General features: G+C 58.5%; 13 protein-coding genes. 2 read left to right on the forward strand and 11 right to left on the reverse strand.

The annotated features are described in order from the left end of the window. Positions 1 to 4: 4 nt before the first annotated feature. The 9 genes from LJD29_RS01960 to LJD29_RS02000 all read right to left on the reverse strand — a co-directional run bounded on the left by LJD29_RS01960 (position 5) and on the right by LJD29_RS02000 (position 11075). On the reverse strand, positions 5 to 1276 hold the full coding sequence (locus tag LJD29_RS01960) for a nickel-dependent putative hexonate epimerase (RefSeq protein ID WP_446744076.1): 1272 nt from the start codon (positions 1274 to 1276) through the stop codon (positions 5 to 7). 5 nt (positions 1277 to 1281) lie between these two features. After that, positions 1282 to 2682 (reverse strand): glucuronate isomerase, encoded by a 1401-nt coding sequence (gene uxaC / locus LJD29_RS01965; RefSeq protein WP_446745862.1) that lies wholly within the window; start codon positions 2680 to 2682, stop codon positions 1282 to 1284. A gap of 139 nt (positions 2683 to 2821) precedes the next feature. Then, positions 2822 to 4204 carry a UDP-N-acetylmuramoyl-tripeptide--D-alanyl-D-alanine ligase gene (locus tag LJD29_RS01970; RefSeq protein WP_446744077.1) on the reverse strand — a complete coding sequence of 461 codons (1383 nt, stop codon included), beginning with the start codon at positions 4202 to 4204 and terminating at the stop codon, positions 2822 to 2824. Continuing rightward, complete coding sequence (locus LJD29_RS01975; RefSeq protein WP_446744078.1) at positions 4201 to 5700, reverse strand: UDP-N-acetylmuramoyl-L-alanyl-D-glutamate--2,6-diaminopimelate ligase; 1500 nt, start codon at positions 5698 to 5700, stop codon at positions 4201 to 4203. Before LJD29_RS01975 ends, LJD29_RS01970 begins: the two co-directional genes overlap by 4 nt. Before the next feature lie 36 nt (positions 5701 to 5736). Beyond that, positions 5737 to 8097: a PASTA domain-containing penicillin-binding protein gene (locus LJD29_RS01980; RefSeq protein ID WP_446744079.1), complete on the reverse strand. Its 2361-nt coding sequence runs from the start codon at positions 8095 to 8097 to the stop codon at positions 5737 to 5739. Between the two features lie 29 nt (positions 8098 to 8126). Further along, on the reverse strand, positions 8127 to 8639 hold the full coding sequence (locus LJD29_RS01985) for a cell division protein FtsL (RefSeq protein ID WP_446744080.1): 513 nt from the start codon (positions 8637 to 8639) through the stop codon (positions 8127 to 8129). A gap of 101 nt (positions 8640 to 8740) precedes the next feature. Further along, positions 8741 to 9718, reverse strand: coding sequence for a 16S rRNA (cytosine(1402)-N(4))-methyltransferase RsmH (rsmH, locus tag LJD29_RS01990; protein ID WP_446744081.1), 978 nt, complete (start codon positions 9716 to 9718; stop codon positions 8741 to 8743). A 22-nt stretch (positions 9719 to 9740) separates the two neighbouring features. Then, the gene (locus tag LJD29_RS01995) at positions 9741 to 10181 is read right to left on the reverse strand and encodes a division/cell wall cluster transcriptional repressor MraZ (protein WP_446744082.1); all 441 of its coding nucleotides are present in this window, start codon (positions 10179 to 10181) and stop codon (positions 9741 to 9743) included. A gap of 366 nt (positions 10182 to 10547) precedes the next feature. Beyond that, entirely contained in the window at positions 10548 to 11075 is a 528-nt protein-coding gene (locus LJD29_RS02000; protein ID WP_446744083.1) for a DUF2127 domain-containing protein, read from the reverse strand. 346 nt (positions 11076 to 11421) lie between these two features. Between LJD29_RS02000 and LJD29_RS02005 the strand changes: the two genes are divergently transcribed. Further along, entirely contained in the window at positions 11422 to 11973 is a 552-nt protein-coding gene (locus LJD29_RS02005; RefSeq protein ID WP_446744084.1) for a fasciclin domain-containing protein, read from the forward strand. 132 nt (positions 11974 to 12105) lie between these two features. Here the strand turns inward: LJD29_RS02005 and LJD29_RS02010 are convergent, their stop codons facing one another. Continuing rightward, positions 12106 to 13560, reverse strand: coding sequence for a DUF4139 domain-containing protein (locus LJD29_RS02010; protein WP_446744085.1), 1455 nt, complete (start codon positions 13558 to 13560; stop codon positions 12106 to 12108). A gap of 85 nt (positions 13561 to 13645) precedes the next feature. Here LJD29_RS02010 and LJD29_RS02015 point away from each other — a divergent pair, with 85 nt between their 5' ends. Beyond that, complete coding sequence (locus LJD29_RS02015; protein WP_446744086.1) at positions 13646 to 14182, forward strand: SRPBCC family protein; 537 nt, start codon at positions 13646 to 13648, stop codon at positions 14180 to 14182. A gap of 23 nt (positions 14183 to 14205) precedes the next feature. Here LJD29_RS02015 and dxs read toward each other — a convergent pair whose 3' ends face one another. Then, positions 14206 to 16095, reverse strand: a complete 1890-nt coding sequence (dxs, locus tag LJD29_RS02020) for a 1-deoxy-D-xylulose-5-phosphate synthase (RefSeq protein ID WP_446744087.1) — start codon at positions 16093 to 16095, stop codon at positions 14206 to 14208. Positions 16096 to 16173: the final 78 nt, after the last annotated feature.

The following is a 16173-nucleotide window of genomic DNA, read 5'->3' on the forward strand; positions in this document are numbered from 1 at the left end:
CCCATCACTGGAACCGCGCACTGTGGGCCCAAAGACCCAGAGCCGGATTCTCGATAAAGAACACTTCCTCTCCCGCAACCGTGTTGTATCCCGTGTGAAGGCGTTGCGGATTGTAACGCTCACTCATGGATGCGAGATCTCCATACGAAAATCCCACACCCTCAATTTCTTCTTTGGTTAGATGCCCTGGACAGTAAGTAATGCGGAAGCGGCCTTCCGACGAACCATGAATCAGGTGCGCGGCGGCGCTGAGATCGGCTGCAAGGTCTGCGTTCTCTTCCACGTCTCGTAATGTTTCGGGCGTTCCACGATAACCGTACTTACGAATCAGGGAATCGATGGTGCGATCTTCACCGAACTCGCGCACACCGGGAGCGAGGATAATCAGCTCGGCGTCATCCGCCAGCGCCATGCGGGTGCGATAGATAGCCTTATTGCCCAGCCATGTGCTGTGAAACTCCTGCGGGTCGAGATAAACGACGGCCTTTTGGATCGGCCGTTCAAGCATCTGAAAGTTCACCTTGAGGCTGAGATCGGCAGCAAGGTGAAAGCACTCCGCATCATCGCCAACATACAGGCCACGAACAGCAAGTGTGCCATCACTCCTGGGGCTTACAACCGTCTGCACATAGACGATGGGAATGTGCCCAAGGAAGCGGTCGGCTGCATGGTTCAGCACAGCACGGACCGGGTTCTCGGCGCGGCCCATGATCCGCTCCATCCCGTAGACCGCGCCAAGATAGTGGCTGCGATTGATTCCCGCTGTGCCGCCGGCACCTACGAGAATGTTCTTCGTGTAATTCGCCATGCCGATTACTTCATGCGGCACGACCTGTCCGATCGAAAGCACCAGGTCGAAGCCGCCCTGCGAGATCAGCTTATTTGTCTGCGCAGGCCACGCATAGTTCAGCTTGCCCTCCGAAACCTCATGAATGAATTCTGGAGGAACTTCACCGAGCGTCTCCACATCGGTGCGCCAGTTGTGAACCTGGAAGAGTGCATGCGGTGTATTGCCAAACATGCGCGTCAGCTGGTCGGGAGTCATCGGAGCGTGGGTTCCGAGTGCTGGCAGAATCGCCTGCAGGCGATCACCGTAGTACTTCCACGCATACTCGGTCAGATCTCCGGCACGCGAGTGGAAACGAGTCATGTCGGGCGGCACAGCCAGTACGCGATTGCGTGACCCCAGCTTGTCGAGCGCTTCGCTAAGCAATGTCCACAACTCGCCCGGAGAAAGATCGGTATCGGGGCTACCCTTGGAAAGATAAAGACTCATGACTGCTAACCTGCTTTCTGAAGACGATAAGCGCGACGCACCAGGTTCACCGTAAGATCCTGGACGATCTCAAAGGCCTCATCTTCTTCCAGCCGATGGTCGGCGACCAGCTTCGCGAGGTAGGCGCAATCTACACGACGCGCCACATCATGCCGTGCAGGAATAGACAGGAAAGCGCGCGTGTCATCGTTGAAACCTACCGTGTTGTAGAAGCCGGCCGTTTCCGTCGCCCGCTCGCGGAAGCGCATCATGCCTTCAAAGCTGTCGTGGAACCACCAGGGTGGACCCAGCTTGAGACAGGGATAGTGCCCTGCCAGAGGAGCCAGTTCGCGGCTGTAAGTTGTTTCATCCAACGTAAAGAGAATGACCGTAAGACCGGATTCGTTGCCGTACTTCTCGAGCAATGGACGGAGTGAACGGACATAATCCGTAGCTGTGGGAATATCCGCACCCATGTCACGCCCATACTGCTCGTAGATCTGCTGATTGTGATTGCGCAGGCTGCCCGGATGAATCTGCATCACCAGCCCGTCACGCAGGCTCATACCTGCCATCTCGGTAAGCATCTGCGCCCGGAAAAGCTCCTGTTCCGCGGCGCTGGCATTACCGGAGATGATCTTGCCGTAGAGAGCTTCTGCTTCGCCGCGTGAAAGATTCGCTGTTGCGGGCGTGGGATGTCCGTGATCGGTAGCTGTCGCACCCAGCGCCTTGAAGCGTTCACGTGACTTCGCCAGCGCGTGCAGATAGCCACTGTAGTTATCCGTGTCTTCGCCGGTAAGTTCGCCCAGCTTACGAATATTATCGCGAAAGCCGTGGAACTCAGGATCGACAACAGGGTCGGGGCGAAAGGTAGGAATGATGCGCCCGCTCCAGCCAGATTCGCGAATCAAACGATGATCCTCAAGCGAATCGAGAGGCGAATCGGTGGTCGCCAGCACCTCGATACCGAAGCGCTCGTAAAGAGCGCGCGGCAGAAACTCAGGGGTAGCCAGCTTCTCAGAGATACTGTCGAAGTAGCGATCGGCTGTTGCAGCAGAGAGCCGCTCCGTCAGCCCGAAGAGCTCCTGAAAAGCATAATCGAGCCACAGCCGCGTCGGTGTACCGCGAAACAGGTAGTAGTGCTCAGCGAAGATGCGCCAGACGCTGTGTGGATCGTCGATAACAGCCTTGCCGATCTCGAGCGATTCCAGTGAAACGCCCTGGCTGTAGAGCATGCGGAAAACATAGTGATCGGGCTGCACAAAGAGCTTTGCAGGATCGGGAAATGCCTGGTTGTGCGCGAACCACGCTGCCTGCGTATGGCCATGCGGACTGACGATGGGCAAGCTGCGCACCGATTGATATAAACGTTTAGCGATAGCCCGTGTTATTGGCTCCGCCGGAAAAAGCCGGTCTTCGTTCAGCAACGCCACGTCTTCCACCCGCCTTTCGCGGCGGCAAATCCGCTCGCTTAAAAAGTCTATTCGATCTTGCTTTATCGGGGTCGAAATAATTCGATCTTCGCCCTAATTAAGCGGGACGCTTGTTGACAAGGCCTCGAAGCTCTTAGCCCCGCAGTCCGTCGAGCGCCTGTTCCAGACGAACACCCCGCGAAGCCTTCAACAGCACAGCGTCGCCCGGACGCAGATTCGTGCGGAGCCACTCGCCGGCATCCTGCGCATCTTCAAAGAAGGCCGCAGGCACACCAGCCTTTTGCGCCGCTTCAACGATGTGCCTGGCAAATCCACGCACTCCGGCTACAAAATCGAGGCCCGCCACTGCTGCTGCCCTTCCGCAGCTTTCGTGCAATGCCTTCGACTCCGCTCCAAGCTCGAGCATCTCACCGGCGACGAGAATGCGGCGTCCGCCCTCGCCAACCGGCATCGCGGCCAGCGTTCCAATCATTGCACGCAGGGCTTCAGGGTTGGAATTGTAACTGTCGTTGATAATATTGGCATCGCGCCAGGTTACGATGCGGCCGCGCTTCTCCTCCGGACGCAGCTCTTCGAGGGCCGCACAGCATTCAGCCAGCGGGATACCCGCTTCCAGACCGACCGCAATGGCTGCCAGGACATTCGAGACGTTATGTTCGCCCAAAAGGTGCAGGTGCAGAGAGTCGTGTTCCTCGCCGAAGCGCACCTTGATTCTGAGCCCTTCGGCTCCGAGCATTTCAATCGACTCCGCACGCGGATCGGCGCACGGACCATGGCCGAAGTAAACCGCTTTCCCGTGAAACCCTCTGCCAAACTGCGAAACGTATGCGTCATCACAATTCAAAAAGGCCACGCCGTGCGCGGGCAGCGACTGTACGAGTTCGTACTTCGCTCGCGCAATCCCGGTAATTCCATCGGCGAAGAACTCTGCGTGCGCGTTGCCTACATTGGTAACGACTCCCCAGTCCGGCAGTGCGATCGCGGCCAGCGCGGCGATTTCCCCGGCGCTCGACATACCCATCTCAATCACGGCGATCTCGTCGCTCATTTCGAGGCGCAGCAACTGCAGCGGCAGGCCGAACCCATTGTTCAGATTGCCCTGTGACTTCAGCACCTGGAATCGCGAGCTGAGCACCTGCGCTATCGCTTCCTTCGTCGTGGTCTTGCCCGCCGAACCGGTGATGCCAACCACGCGCTTGCCCCAGTGCTTGCGTACGGCCTCGGCAAGCTGCTGCAACGCAGTGAGGGTGTGATCGACAACGAGCAGCGGCTTTTCCTTCGCGGCGTGTGAAAGAGTGTGTAAAGCGTGCCTTGCCACCACTGCTGCCACGGCTCCACGCTCGAAGGCTGCATCGACAAAGGCGTGGCCATCGAAGCGTTCACCTTGAACAGCGATGAAAAGCGATCCGGGCTGGAGGGTGCGCGAGTCAATCGAATAGCTGTCGGCGTGTGCAACATGTGCACCATGAATCTCTGCGCCGCACCACTGCGCAATCTGTTCCAGGCTTAGCCTCATGCCCTTGCTCCTTTCAAATTCCGAAGGGCGTCAACGGCCACCTCGGCGTCGTCAAAGGAAATCGTTCCTTCGCGCAGCGTCTGCGTCTTCTCGTGGCCCTTGCCTGCCAGCAGAACGATATCGCCGGGCTTTGCACGCTCCAGCGCCAAACGGATCGCAGCCTTCCGATCCAGTTCAGTTACAAATTCCGCCTTGCCATCCTTGATGCCGGGCAGGATATCCCGCAGGATCGCTTCGGGATCTTCGCTGCGCGGGTTGTCGGATGTAACGACGACGAAATCGCTGCCCTCGGCCGCGGCTTGCCCCATTAAAGGACGTTTGGTGCGGTCGCGGTCTCCTCCGCAGCCGAAGAGCGTGATCACTTTTCCACCCGTGGCAGTTACGAATTCGCGAGCCAGCGCAATCAGGTTGCGAAGCGCATCGTCGGTGTGGGCGTAATCGACTACTACCGTGAAATCCTGCCCGGCGTCTACGCTCTGAAAGCGGCCCGGCACGCAGGCTAGCGAGGCGATTCCATCGCGAACCGCCTCGAGCGATAGCCCACGAGCCATCGCAGCAGCGGAAGCGGCGAGCAGATTATAGATGTTTACCCGGCCTGTGAGGCGCGTGGCAATATCGACTCGGCCCTGCGGGGTGACCATCGCAAACTCCATACCGGCAGCATTCATGCGAATCCGGTCCGCACGATAATCGCCCTCACTGATGCCGTACAGGAAAACTTCTGCGCCAACTTTGCGTGCAGCTTCTGCAAGCTGTGCCCCATAGGCGGCGTCGCCATTGATTACGGCCACACGCGGTGCCCGCAATTCACTGCCGTCGAAGAGTTTCTTCTTGGCTGCGAAGTAGTCTTCCATCGTGCCGTGAAAGTCGAGGTGATCACGGGTGAGATTCGTAAAGATGGCCACGTCGTATGCGAGGCCATACACACGGGCCTGCGCCAGTGCGTGCGAGGAGACCTCCATCACCGCCTCGGTCGCGCCTGCATCTACGCCTTCGCGAAAGAGGGCCAGCAGATCGCGCGACTCGGGAGTAGTGTGCGGCGATGATCTGACTGCTCCGGCAACGTGATACTCGATGGTTCCGATCAGCACGGTCTTGCGTGCGGCGTGGTTCAACATGGCATCGAGCAGAAATGCCGTGGTAGTTTTGCCGTTCGTGCCCGTCACTCCGCTCAACGCCAGCGTCTCTTCAGGATGCTCAAAGAAGTTCGCTGAAACCTGGGCCAGGGCGCGGCGTCCATGTGCAACTAGAACCAACTCCGCGTTTGAGTTCTCAATCTCGCGATACGTCGCTTCGGAATCGGTAACGACTGCCGCGGCTCCGCTGTGGATGGCCGCGGCTGCGTAGCGATTGCCGTCGGTCGTGCCGCCCTGCATCGCGACAAAAAGCGAGCCTGGCCCAATGCGGCGCGAGTCATACTCTACGCCGGAAATGTCCGCATCGCGGCCCGTTCGGCGTAGAAAATCCACGCCTGCGAGAATCTCATTCATCTTCATGCAGTTCCCATTCTATGGGGAAGGAGGCGAAGAATATCAGCGGTCGAAGCGAACGACCACCTCTGTCCCCGCAGGGACGGAGGTTCCGGGAGCGGGAGCCTGATCGCGCGCGATACCTGAGCCCCTGACCTGAACTGCAAGTCCCACAGCGCCCGCCGTTTCGATCACCTTCCGGACCGGCTGGCCGAGGAACGACGGCACCGTCACATGCTTTCCGGAGGCAACCACTACGGAACTGCTGGCAGGCTTCGCAGGCTTTTCTTCCGGAGGCGCTGGCAAAGTCTCGTTCGCAGCAGAGGGAACCGCAGGCTTTGGAGAGGGCTGCGGAGGAGGCACATCCGGCCCGGCTGCGGCGGTTGGCGCGGCCTGGGCTTCGGCGTTTGTGGCTGCGTCCTTTGCAACCGGCACGGGGTCGTGCTGCGTCTGCGATTTACGCAGAGGATCGTCCGCAGGCAGGTTGTTCACCTCGGCGAAGAGCGAGTTCAGGTCATCCGCCTGCTCTTCTGGCTCTTCTTCCACCGAGGTGGTCTTCTGTACCGCTGCCAACTCCTGCGGGGTCTTCATCGGCTCGTCGTGCGGTACGCCAAGATATTCGAGGACCTGCTGCATCAGGTCCTGAAAGACCGGAGCGCTGGCCTGTGCGCCAAAGTGCATGCTGTGCTGTGGCGAGTCCATCACCACGGCCATCGTGATCGCAGGATTATTGACCGGGGCGAAGCCAACGAAGGAAGCGACGAAATTGACCTTGGAGTAAGTGTGGGTCCGCGGATCGATCTTCTGCGCGGTACCGGTTTTGCCGGCCGCGCTGTATCCGTTGAGATGAACGGCGTCGCGCGCGGTGCCGAGAGTCACCACGTCTTCCATCATCTTTCGCACCTGTGCAGCGGTCAGCTCCGAGATCACGCGACGCGAGCCATCGGGCAGATGCTCGGGCAGGCCGGTGCCCGGGTGGAAGGTCTCAGGCTTCAGTCTTGGATCGGTCTTCGACATCTCGGTGCTTTCGAGCAGAATGTGCGGAGGCAGATAGACGCCGCCATTCGCAATGGTGGAGACCATTGTGGCGATCTGAATAGGCGTCACCGCAATTTCCTGCCCCATTGGAACGGCGCCCATCGTGGCCGCGCTCCAGCGCCGCAGCGGCTCCAGCAGACCACGCGTCTCGGCAGGCAGCTCAATTCCGCTGCGCTCACCAAATCCAAAGGCCTTGATGTATTTGAAGAGCTTGTCCTGACCGACACGCTGACCCACGCGGATAGCGCATACATTGCTCGAATGAGCCAGGGCTTCCCATGCAGGAATGACCCCGAAATGATCGCCGGGCGCATCATGCACGGTATGGCCGGCCACAACCATCGAACCGCCGCCACAGTCTACGCGCGTATCCGGCGTGATGAGTTTTTCTTCCAGCGCCGAAGCATAGGTCACCGGCTTAAAAGTCGAACCGGGCTCGTACACATCGCTCACAGCGTGGTCCTTCAACAGATCCGTCGTGGCATGGCGGAAATCGTTGGGATTGAATGTCGGCCGCACTGCCAGCGCAAGAATCTGCCCGGTGTGCGGGTCCTGGATCACGATCGTGCCGTTCTGCGCATGCGTGCGCTCCATATTCTTGTCGAGCGCCTGCTCGGCCATGAACTGGATGTTCTCATCGATGCTTAAAACAAGATTCTCGCCCGGCAGCGGTTCACGTTCCTCGCTACTCAAAACATGCCTGCGCGCATCGACGTCTGTGAGCATATGGCCCGGGGTTCCGTGCAGGTCTTCGTCGAAGTTTTCTTCGAGGCCGCCCAGGCCGTTGTCGTCGATACCTACGTAGCCAAGCACCTGCGCGGCGATCCTGTTATCCGGATAGAAGCGCTTGAACTCTTTCTGAAAGTAGACGCCTTTCAGATTCAGGGCCTTTACTTTATCGATGATCGAGGCATTCTGTTTGCGCGCAATCCATGCGAAATTTCGCGAGGCGTTCAAACGCGCCAGGATCTGCTTTTGCGTGGTAAAACCGTCCGTCGGGTCGATGTGGACGATTTTCGCCAGGGCTGCCGCGGTCGCAGGGCGCGCGTCTCCAATCTCGGAGGGCACAGCATAAATCGAATCCACCAGCACGGTCATGGCCAGCTCGTGGAGATTACGGTCATACAGAATGCCGCGCCGCGGAGCAACCTCAAAGCCATGCTGCTGCTGCCTCGCGGCCTGCTCCACGTACTCGTGATGCTTGAAGACCTGGAGCCATACCAGGCGCAAACAGATAATGACCAGCCATAGCGTAATAAGACCCAGCACGATAAACATGCGGGGCCGCTGGATTGGCGTGACCACACCGGTTTTGGAGACAGAAGTAGCCGCCGGCCTCGCGGCCGGACGGAAAGGAAGGCGGGGAGTGAACGGAAGGCGCTTCAAAACAGGCTCTCTCCCCGATGTTAAATTTTTTAGCGGATCGCTGGCACGAGCGGCGCAGCTTCCGCAAGCACCGGCGCATTGGGATCTGCGGCGCCATCCGGGCGAACGACCTGGCCCGGGCGCGGTGCGGCAAGACCCAGCTGACGCGCCATCTGGTCGATGCGCTCGGGATCTCCCAACTGCGCTTCGGTCAGCCGAAGCTGGCGGTTCTGCTCCTCGAGCTGCTGCAGAGACTGCTTCTCAGACTCGATGCGATAGCCGTACTCGATGCCGCTCAGGTGCTGCCATCCGTACATCATGATCAGGCCGAAGAGCAGCGCCATCACGCAGGCGAAGGTGCGCATTTCGCGCGCGCGCGCCGGGTCGGCAGCCTTGATCAGCCGTGAATTGTCGAAACGCTTGGTGAAGAGCACCTCAGGCGTGGGGCCGCGGCGGGCGCGCTGCTGCGCCGCGAGCAGTGACTGATTGCGCTCCATCGCGCGGTCGAAGTTGCTCTCCCGCGGTTCGAAGCCTGCCTGCGCTGCGATTGCCTGTGTCGCCATGGTTACTCCTCATTTCCGGCTCAAAGCATCTGCTTCGGCCAGGTACTCATTTCCTCAAAAATTCCAATCTTCTTTTCCTTCCAACGACCGGGCCTGGGTCGCTAATTCTGGAAGGAGATCTTACGGGGTTTGTCGTACGAACTTTCGCCTTTGCTACGGTGGGACGACCCCGGCCCGATCCTTTCCGCTGCCCGCAGCTTCGCACTGCGTGCCCGCGGGTTGCGATCCGTTTCCTCGGCTTCAGCCGTTACCGGCTTCCGCGTCAGTACCTCATAAATTCCCTGCTGCCCTGCTGCCCGCAGCGCATCTTTCGCCAACCGGTCTTCGAGCGAGTGGAAGCTGATCACCACCAGCCTTCCATTTGGTTTCAACAACTTTGGCGCTGCGTCTAAAAGCGCCTTGATCTCGTCTAGCTCTGCGTTGACATAAATTCGAAGAGCCTGAAAGGTCCGTGTTGCCGGATGGATCGCGTGTCGAACGCCCTTCTGTTTCATCGCCGGGGCCGCAGCCGCTACAACTCTGGCCAATTCTGCCGTCGTTGTAATCGGCCGGGCCCTGACAATGGCTCTGGCGATTCTCCGCGACCTCCTTTCCTCTCCGAATTCGTAAATCAAATTGGCGAGCTCGTTTTCGTCCATCTGATTTACCACTTGTTCGGCGGTCTCACCCTGGCGAGGATTCATCCTCATATCCAAAGGTCCGTCCGCCTGAAAACTAAATCCCCTGTGCGCATCGTCGAAATGCATGGAGCTGGCTCCGAAATCCGCCAGCAGCCCATCGAGACTTCCCGGCTTCAGCCGCTCGGCTGCCTGCGAAAACTCCACATCGTGCAGCTCAATCTCGGGCATCGCCGCTCCCAGCTCCTCTTTCAGAGCCGCCAGCCTGGCCTTCGCCATTTCCATCGCATGCGGATCGCGGTCGTAGGCAATCAACTTGCCTTCCGGCCCCAGCGCTCTTGCAATCGCGCTTGAGTGCCCCGCCCATCCCAGCGTCGCGTCGGCGTAAGTTCCGCCCGGACGCACATTGAGGTATCGGATCGCTTGTTGTAAAAGAACCGGCACATGCCGTTCGTCGCCCATGTGCTCCCCCTTGGGGGTTTTATTACAGGTTGAATGCCTCCAGAGCCTTCTCGTCTTCCTCGTTCATGGGCTCTGACTCCATCTTGTTTACAAACGCCTCGCGGTTCGTGACCTTGAGAAACGTCTGCATTCCAAACACGAGGACGTCGCCCATCGTGTTCGTCTTCTCGCGCAGAATCTGGGGTAAGAGCAATCGGCCCTGCGCATCAATCTCGGTTGCGTGACCGTAATAGTTAATGTGGTCCAGCAACTTCTTCTTCGCCGGGTTAAAGCTGGGGATTGCGGCGATCTTTTCTTCGATCTTTTCCCACTCCGACATCGGGTGGATTTCCGCATCCCGGCCGTCCCGGCTGGTGATGTAAAACTGCGTCCCGTACTTCTCCTCGACCACGCGCTTGAAATCCGCCGGAAGCTTCAGGCGGCCTTTTTCGTCGACGCGGGTTGGGCAGTTTCCACGGAACATTGCATTTCTCGACTGAGGCTTAAGGGCTGTCTGGAGGGCTTATCGTCCACTTTGGCCATCTGCTTCCTGCCAAATTGAAGTACTGCTCCCGTTTTGTCCCTTTTTGGCCCCTTTCGTCCACAATCGTAGATCAACCCGGAGCCCCGTCAAAGCGGAAAATCAAGGAATTTCAAAGCCGAGATAGGGATTGCGGAAGAGCCCTGTGAATGGCCGGTGGAAAACTCAACCAATGGGGCTTATTACTTTGGTAAAACCCAACCGATGGTGTTTACGGTTATGGTTCACTGTATTTAGAAGACGCTTGCCAGATCGAATATCACAGGGTAGAGAAAAATTTCCCGGTCCCTGGACAACCCGGAGCAATAATTACCGGCTCGCCTCTTCCGCTTTTTGTTCTCTCACCTTCATCTGAACGTAAATTGCGAGGTAAACGACGACGGCGAGGTTAATCAGCGTCAATCCTATCTTGAGCCAGGTCACATGGCGAAGGATCTCGTAAAACTCCCACGGTAGAAATGACGCGGTCAGCGCGAGGGTGATGTATTCCGCCCAGCGCTTGCGCATCACCAGACCGACTCCCTCAACGGCGTCGAGCGAAGCATAAGCGAAGATGGCGATGCTTATCTGCTTCAGGCGGTGCGTGTCGATGAGAGAAAGCTTGTCGAGGACCAGGTTGACAAACTTGCCTTCAGGATCGAAACGCAGGTCGACGATGAAGTGCGTCGCCACGTCCATGAGGTCCTTGTGCAGCAACTTCAGGGCACCGAAACCGAGGAGGACAAACAGCACAGCTTTCAAAAGGTGGAGAACGCCGATGGCGACGATCCATTTCTCGCTCGCTCGGATGTGCTGCCGCTCTCGCACAGGAGATGAAGTGGGTGAGGTCTGGGTCATTTCCTGTCTACCGGCCCTGTCGCTTGATCCAGATCAGGTACCGCTGTTTACAGGATAAACGGCAGAAGGATTTGCGGGTATTTCAGGCCACAACCGCGGGTGCCCCATCCAGGACGGTTTCATCGTCTTGGGTGGGATTGAACAAGCCTTCGCGATTCTTTCCCCACTCAAGCAACAGAGGCTTGAATGGACCACCTGGTTCCAAAAGAGCGGATTTTTACCATCCCGCATGAATCCAAATTCGCTCACGGAGATTTACCTGCACAAGAGCGATCTGTTTTTCTCCACGGCGTCGTACCACTTACGAAATACAGGAACGCAACGCTCAACCGGAGGATTAAGAGACATGAAGAAGCATTTCGTACTTGCGCTGGCTTTGATTTTCGGACTCGCAGGATTTTCCGCACACGCGGAGAAGAACCCCATGGTGGGTGGCGCTGCCATGTATCCCAGCAAGAACATCGTGGAAAACGCGATGAACTCGAAAGACCACACGACACTCGTAACCGCAGTCAAGGCAGCAGGGCTGGTCGAAACCCTGGAAGGCCCCGGCCCGTTCACCGTCTTCGCTCCGACCAATGAAGCCTTCGATAAGCTGCCCGCGGGCACCGTCGATAATCTCGTGAAGCCGGAAAACAAGGCGATGCTGACCAAGGTGCTCACCTATCACGTGGTAGCGGGCAAGGTTTCTTCGAAGGATCTGAAGAAGATGATCAAGTCCGGTAACGGCAAGGCCGAACTGAAGACCGTGGAAGGCGGAACGCTCACCGCAACCATGAGCGGCGGCAAGTTCATGCTGACAGATGAAAAAGGCGGCATGGCTACTATCACCATCGCGGACGTATACCAGTCGAATGGTGTGATCCACGTGATCGACACCGTTCTGATGCCGAACTAACTAAGCCATAAAGTGAAGAACATCGGGTGCCCCATCCAAGACGGTTTCATCGTCTTGGGTGGGATAGCAGGATGTAACGGCATCACTCCTCCCACCCAAGCGAAGCTTGAATGGGGCACCCTGGTTCTGCCGCTACCAGTTGTAGTGAACCGTGTACGTCACCTTCTGCTGGCCGTGCGCTGGAACGCTCACCGGAAACACTACCGTCGAGCTGTCCCTCTTCTCGAAAGCTGAACTCTTCTCGACTACATCCCAGTTCATCGAGCGGTTCAGGTGCTCGACCACGTCGACATTCACCGGATTGTCCTTCGCGTTCTTCACCGTGATCTCGAAGGATTCGTCGGTCACCTGGTTTTCGTGCGAGGTCTTGAAGTCGGTCCGCTTACGGTCGCCGGTTACGTCGAAGGCCGTTCCAGTCGAGAGCTCGACCTTCTCGCCTTCGGGCGTGTGCTGAATCTGGCTTTCGCCGACGAACTCCATCTGTCCATCCTTGTCGCGGCGATAGAAACGCATGGTGCCCGCGGGCAGCGGCATGCCGAGGTGGTTCTGCTTGGTGTTCACGAAGGACTGCTCGATGCGCACCGTTTTATTGGCTGCGCCTTCAGCCATTTGGACGCCAGCGACTCCGCGGACCACGCCCAGGTGCGGTACGGAATTGCCTCCGTCGTAGACATAGCGACGAGTGACAGGAATTTTTGCCGTACGCAGGAACTCGATCTGCTTAGTTTCGCCGCTGCGCAGCGATACCTGCCGGTTCAGGTCGTAAAGGTGGAAGTCGTCGAAGGCCTGCTGCGTGACAGGTGCGGGCGCAGCCATGGCCTTCATCATCATCGCGCCACCAATGCCGGCGGCCGCTCCATTCGACACGCGGTTCACATCGCCGGCCATCAGCTTTACCTTGGCGTCATCGAAGTCTGTCCCGCTGTGGTTGCCGATGGTGACCCAGCCAACGAGATCCATCGTTTCGTCGCCCGAGGTCGATGCGCCACCCTCGGAGCTGACGATGTTGTAGGTGGCGTTCCAGTTGAATCCGTGGGTCAGGTAGCCAAGCTCGGCGGGGAAATGCTCGGCGTTCTCCGAATAAATCTGCCAGCGCAGTGTCGGCTTCAGCAGGAGTCCGTCAGTCGATGCCGGGAAGAGCGGCTGACCGGGCAGCGTGAACTGCATTTTGCCGTTGACCTCGATCAGCGGATCGGTGCCGTCATTGCCGGAGCGCAGAATTTTGCCCTGCACGGTTTCGACGCGATCGCCATGAACAACCTGGAAGTCGATCGTCTGGCCCTCGTACTTCTCGAGCATCCACGGCTGCGATGCGAGCGCCGCGTCGTAGTTCTGCTCGGTCACCTGCACGCTGCGCTGGCCGGAGGCATCGCGCAGCACCACCGAATCCGGCTCAAGCTGCCGCGTGACCTTGGTCGTGGTGATCTCGTTTATGCCCTTCTTCAGGTCGAGATCGACATTGGTGCGCACGACGGCGAGGTCGTTGTTGTAGATGGTGAGCGAGGCCGAGCGCGAGTCGTTCTGCTGGGCAGATACGAACTGCGATGCGGCGAGAGCGAGGACCATTCCGGTGACACCGATTTTCACGCTGCTTCCTCCCGACTACCTTCTCTTGGACACCAAGATACTCGACTTTGTTTCGTAAATCCTCGTCCGCTGATATGTTGGAGCAGTGCTGCATCGTTTCACCACCAGCCAGTGGCTGCCGTATCCTCGAGCCTTCGTTTTCGGCTTCCTGGCCAGCCCGGAGAATCTGCCGCGATTGATGCCCGCATGGCAGATGGCACGCATCGAAGAAGCACAGATCGTGCCGCCTCCTGCTCCCGCGCCAGGACCGCTGCGACCGCGCGTGGCCGCAGGAAAGGGCTCGCTCATCACCATCAGCTTCCGGCCTATTCCGTTCTCTCCGGTTCGCCTGTCGTGGGAAGCGCTTATCTCAGACTTTGCATGGAATGAACGCTTCTGCGATCGCCAGCTGCACGGCCCGTTTGGCGAGTGGGAGCACTGTCACTCCGCAAAAGACGAAACCCGCGAGGGCATCGCGGGTACGCTTGTGACCGATGATGTGCATTATGCGATGACGCTTGGATTCGCGGGAGAGATTGCGCACACGCTGTTTGCCGAGAGACAGGTCAGAAGCATCTTTCGCCACCGCCAGCAACAGATGGAAAAACTGCTCGCGGAGCTGCGCCGCAGCCAGCAACGCTGATCGAATGTGGGCACCCAGTCTTCCTAGCGAGTGACCAGCCGGCGCGCTCCGCGGTGGCGCAGGTAAGGCGCCAGCTTTTCAAGAGCGGCTGCGGCGCTGACGCCATACTTCTCACGCAACTGATCGACCTTGCCATGCTCGATAAATTCGTCTGGCCAGCCGATACGCACGACCGGAACGTCGAAGCCCATCTCGCTCAAGGCTTCGAGCACAGCGCTGCCGAACCCGCCCATCAGCACGTGATCTTCAAATGTAACGAATGCGGTTACGTTCTTTGCATATGCAGCCAGCACCTCGCGGTCGAGCGGCTTAACAAAGCGGGGATTAATCACGGCGACCGAATGGCCTTCGCGTTCAAGCACGTCCGCAAGTTCGTGCGCCATCGGCAGCATCTGGCCGAGACCGAGGATGGCGATCTCATCGCCGTGGCGCTCCACCTTTGCCTTGCCGATTTCCAGCGCCTGGGGATGCGCCTTCACAGGCGTATTCGGTCCCGTACCGCGCGGATACCGAATGGCCGATGGCCCCTCATGCAGCATAGCCGTGTACATCATGTCTGCCAGCTCGTCTTCATCGGCAGGATCCATGTGGATGATGTTCGGGATGCCGCGCAGATACGAAATGTCGAAGAGGCCATGATGCGTCGCGCCATCGTCGCCGCTCAGGCTGCCGCGATCCATGCAGAAGACCACAGGCAGGTTCTGCAGGCAGACATCGTGCACGATGGGATCGAAAGCGCGCTGCAGGAAAGTTGAGTAGATCGCGCAGTAAGGCTTGTATCCGCGCGTGGCCATGCCCGCGGCGAAGACCACCGCGTGCTCTTCCGCGATGCCAACGTCGAAGTAGCGCTTGGGATGATGAGGCCGGAAAAGATCGAGCGCAGTGCCGTTGGGCATCGCTCCGGTGATGGCGACGATCTTATCGTTCTCGTTCGCCAGAGCCACCAGCGTATCGGCAAAGACCTCAGAGTACGTCCGCTGCCCTACCGGCTTGGTCTCGCCAGTCTCAGGGTCGTACGGCCCAAGCCCGTGGAACTTCTTCTGCTTATCGAGTGCCGGCTGGAAGCCTCGTCCCTTCTGCGTAATGGCATGCAGGATCACAGGCTTGTCCTGCTGCTTTAGAAACTTGAAGGTCTCAATCAGCTGCGACAGGTTGTGCCCGTCGAGCGGGCCGTAATATGTGAGCCCGAACTCTTCGAAGAAGACCGATGGCCATAGCAGGCCTTTCGCGGCTTCCTCTGCGCGGCGCACGACATTGACAGCAGCCTTGCCGCCTAACTTCTCCAGCAGGCGTCTTCCGCTCTCGTGAAGATTCGTCACGTGTTCATTCGTCACGATCTTGTGCAGATATTTCGCGATCGCTCCAACATTACGATCGATAGACCATTCATTGTCGTTGAGCACCACGATCAGCCGCTTCGTCTGGTCAGCGATATTGTTCAGCGCTTCGAACGAGATCCCATTTGTGAAAGCGGCGTCGCCGGCGAGGGCAACAACATGTTCGCAGCCGCCGGCAAGGTCGCGCGCTACCGCCATGCCCAGCGCGGCGGAGAGGGCCGTACCTGCGTGGCCTGCGCCGTAGATATCGTGCTCGCTCTCCGTACGCAACATGAAGCCATTTAATCCACCGGGCTGGCGAATTGTTTCAAAGCGTTCGCGGCGGCCGGTGAGCAGCTTGTGGATGTAGGCCTGGTGGCTCACGTCGAAGACGAATTTATCCGTCGGCGTATCGAACACGTAGTGCATGGCGAGCGTGAGCTCAACTACTCCGAGGTTTGGCCCGAGATGCCCGCCTGTTTTCGAAAGAGAAACGATCAGTCGCTCACGAATCTCCTGCGCCAGCGTTTCAAGCTGTGGAATGGAAAAATTCTTGATGTCAGCGGGAGAGTGAACGGTATCGAGTAGAGTGCCCATGCGTGAAAAGGATCGACCTCCTGTTTCCGCTTATCAAAAAAGACCCCTTCAATGGGGCCTTGCAGCGGTTCCAGCCAT

Origin of the sequence: Silvibacterium acidisoli (assembly GCA_022870745.1) — a bacterium.
In the GTDB taxonomy this organism is placed as follows: Bacteria; Acidobacteriota; Terriglobia; order Terriglobales; family Acidobacteriaceae; genus Silvibacterium.

What these genes read in the sequence shown, in the direction of transcription:
- LJD29_RS01975 (WP_446744078.1), bottom strand. Translation starts at nt 5,700, where the DNA reads ATGAAGATGAATGAGATTCTCGCAGGCGTGGATTTTCTACGCCGAACG.
- dxs (WP_446744087.1), bottom strand. Translation starts at nt 16,095, where the DNA reads ATGGGCACTCTACTCGATACCGTTCACTCTCCCGCTGACATCAAGAAT.
- LJD29_RS02000 (WP_446744083.1), bottom strand. Translation starts at nt 11,075, where the DNA reads ATGACCCAGACCTCACCCACTTCATCTCCTGTGCGAGAGCGGCAGCAC.
- LJD29_RS01960 (WP_446744076.1), bottom strand. Translation starts at nt 1,276, where the DNA reads ATGAGTCTTTATCTTTCCAAGGGTAGCCCCGATACCGATCTTTCTCCG.
- rsmH (WP_446744081.1), bottom strand. Translation starts at nt 9,718, where the DNA reads ATGGGCGACGAACGGCATGTGCCGGTTCTTTTACAACAAGCGATCCGA.
- LJD29_RS01970 (WP_446744077.1), bottom strand. Translation starts at nt 4,204, where the DNA reads ATGAGGCTAAGCCTGGAACAGATTGCGCAGTGGTGCGGCGCAGAGATT.
- LJD29_RS02005 (WP_446744084.1), top strand. Translation starts at nt 11,422, where the DNA reads ATGAAGAAGCATTTCGTACTTGCGCTGGCTTTGATTTTCGGACTCGCA.
- LJD29_RS01985 (WP_446744080.1), bottom strand. Translation starts at nt 8,639, where the DNA reads ATGGCGACACAGGCAATCGCAGCGCAGGCAGGCTTCGAACCGCGGGAG.
- LJD29_RS01995 (WP_446744082.1), bottom strand. Translation starts at nt 10,181, where the DNA reads ATGTTCCGTGGAAACTGCCCAACCCGCGTCGACGAAAAAGGCCGCCTG.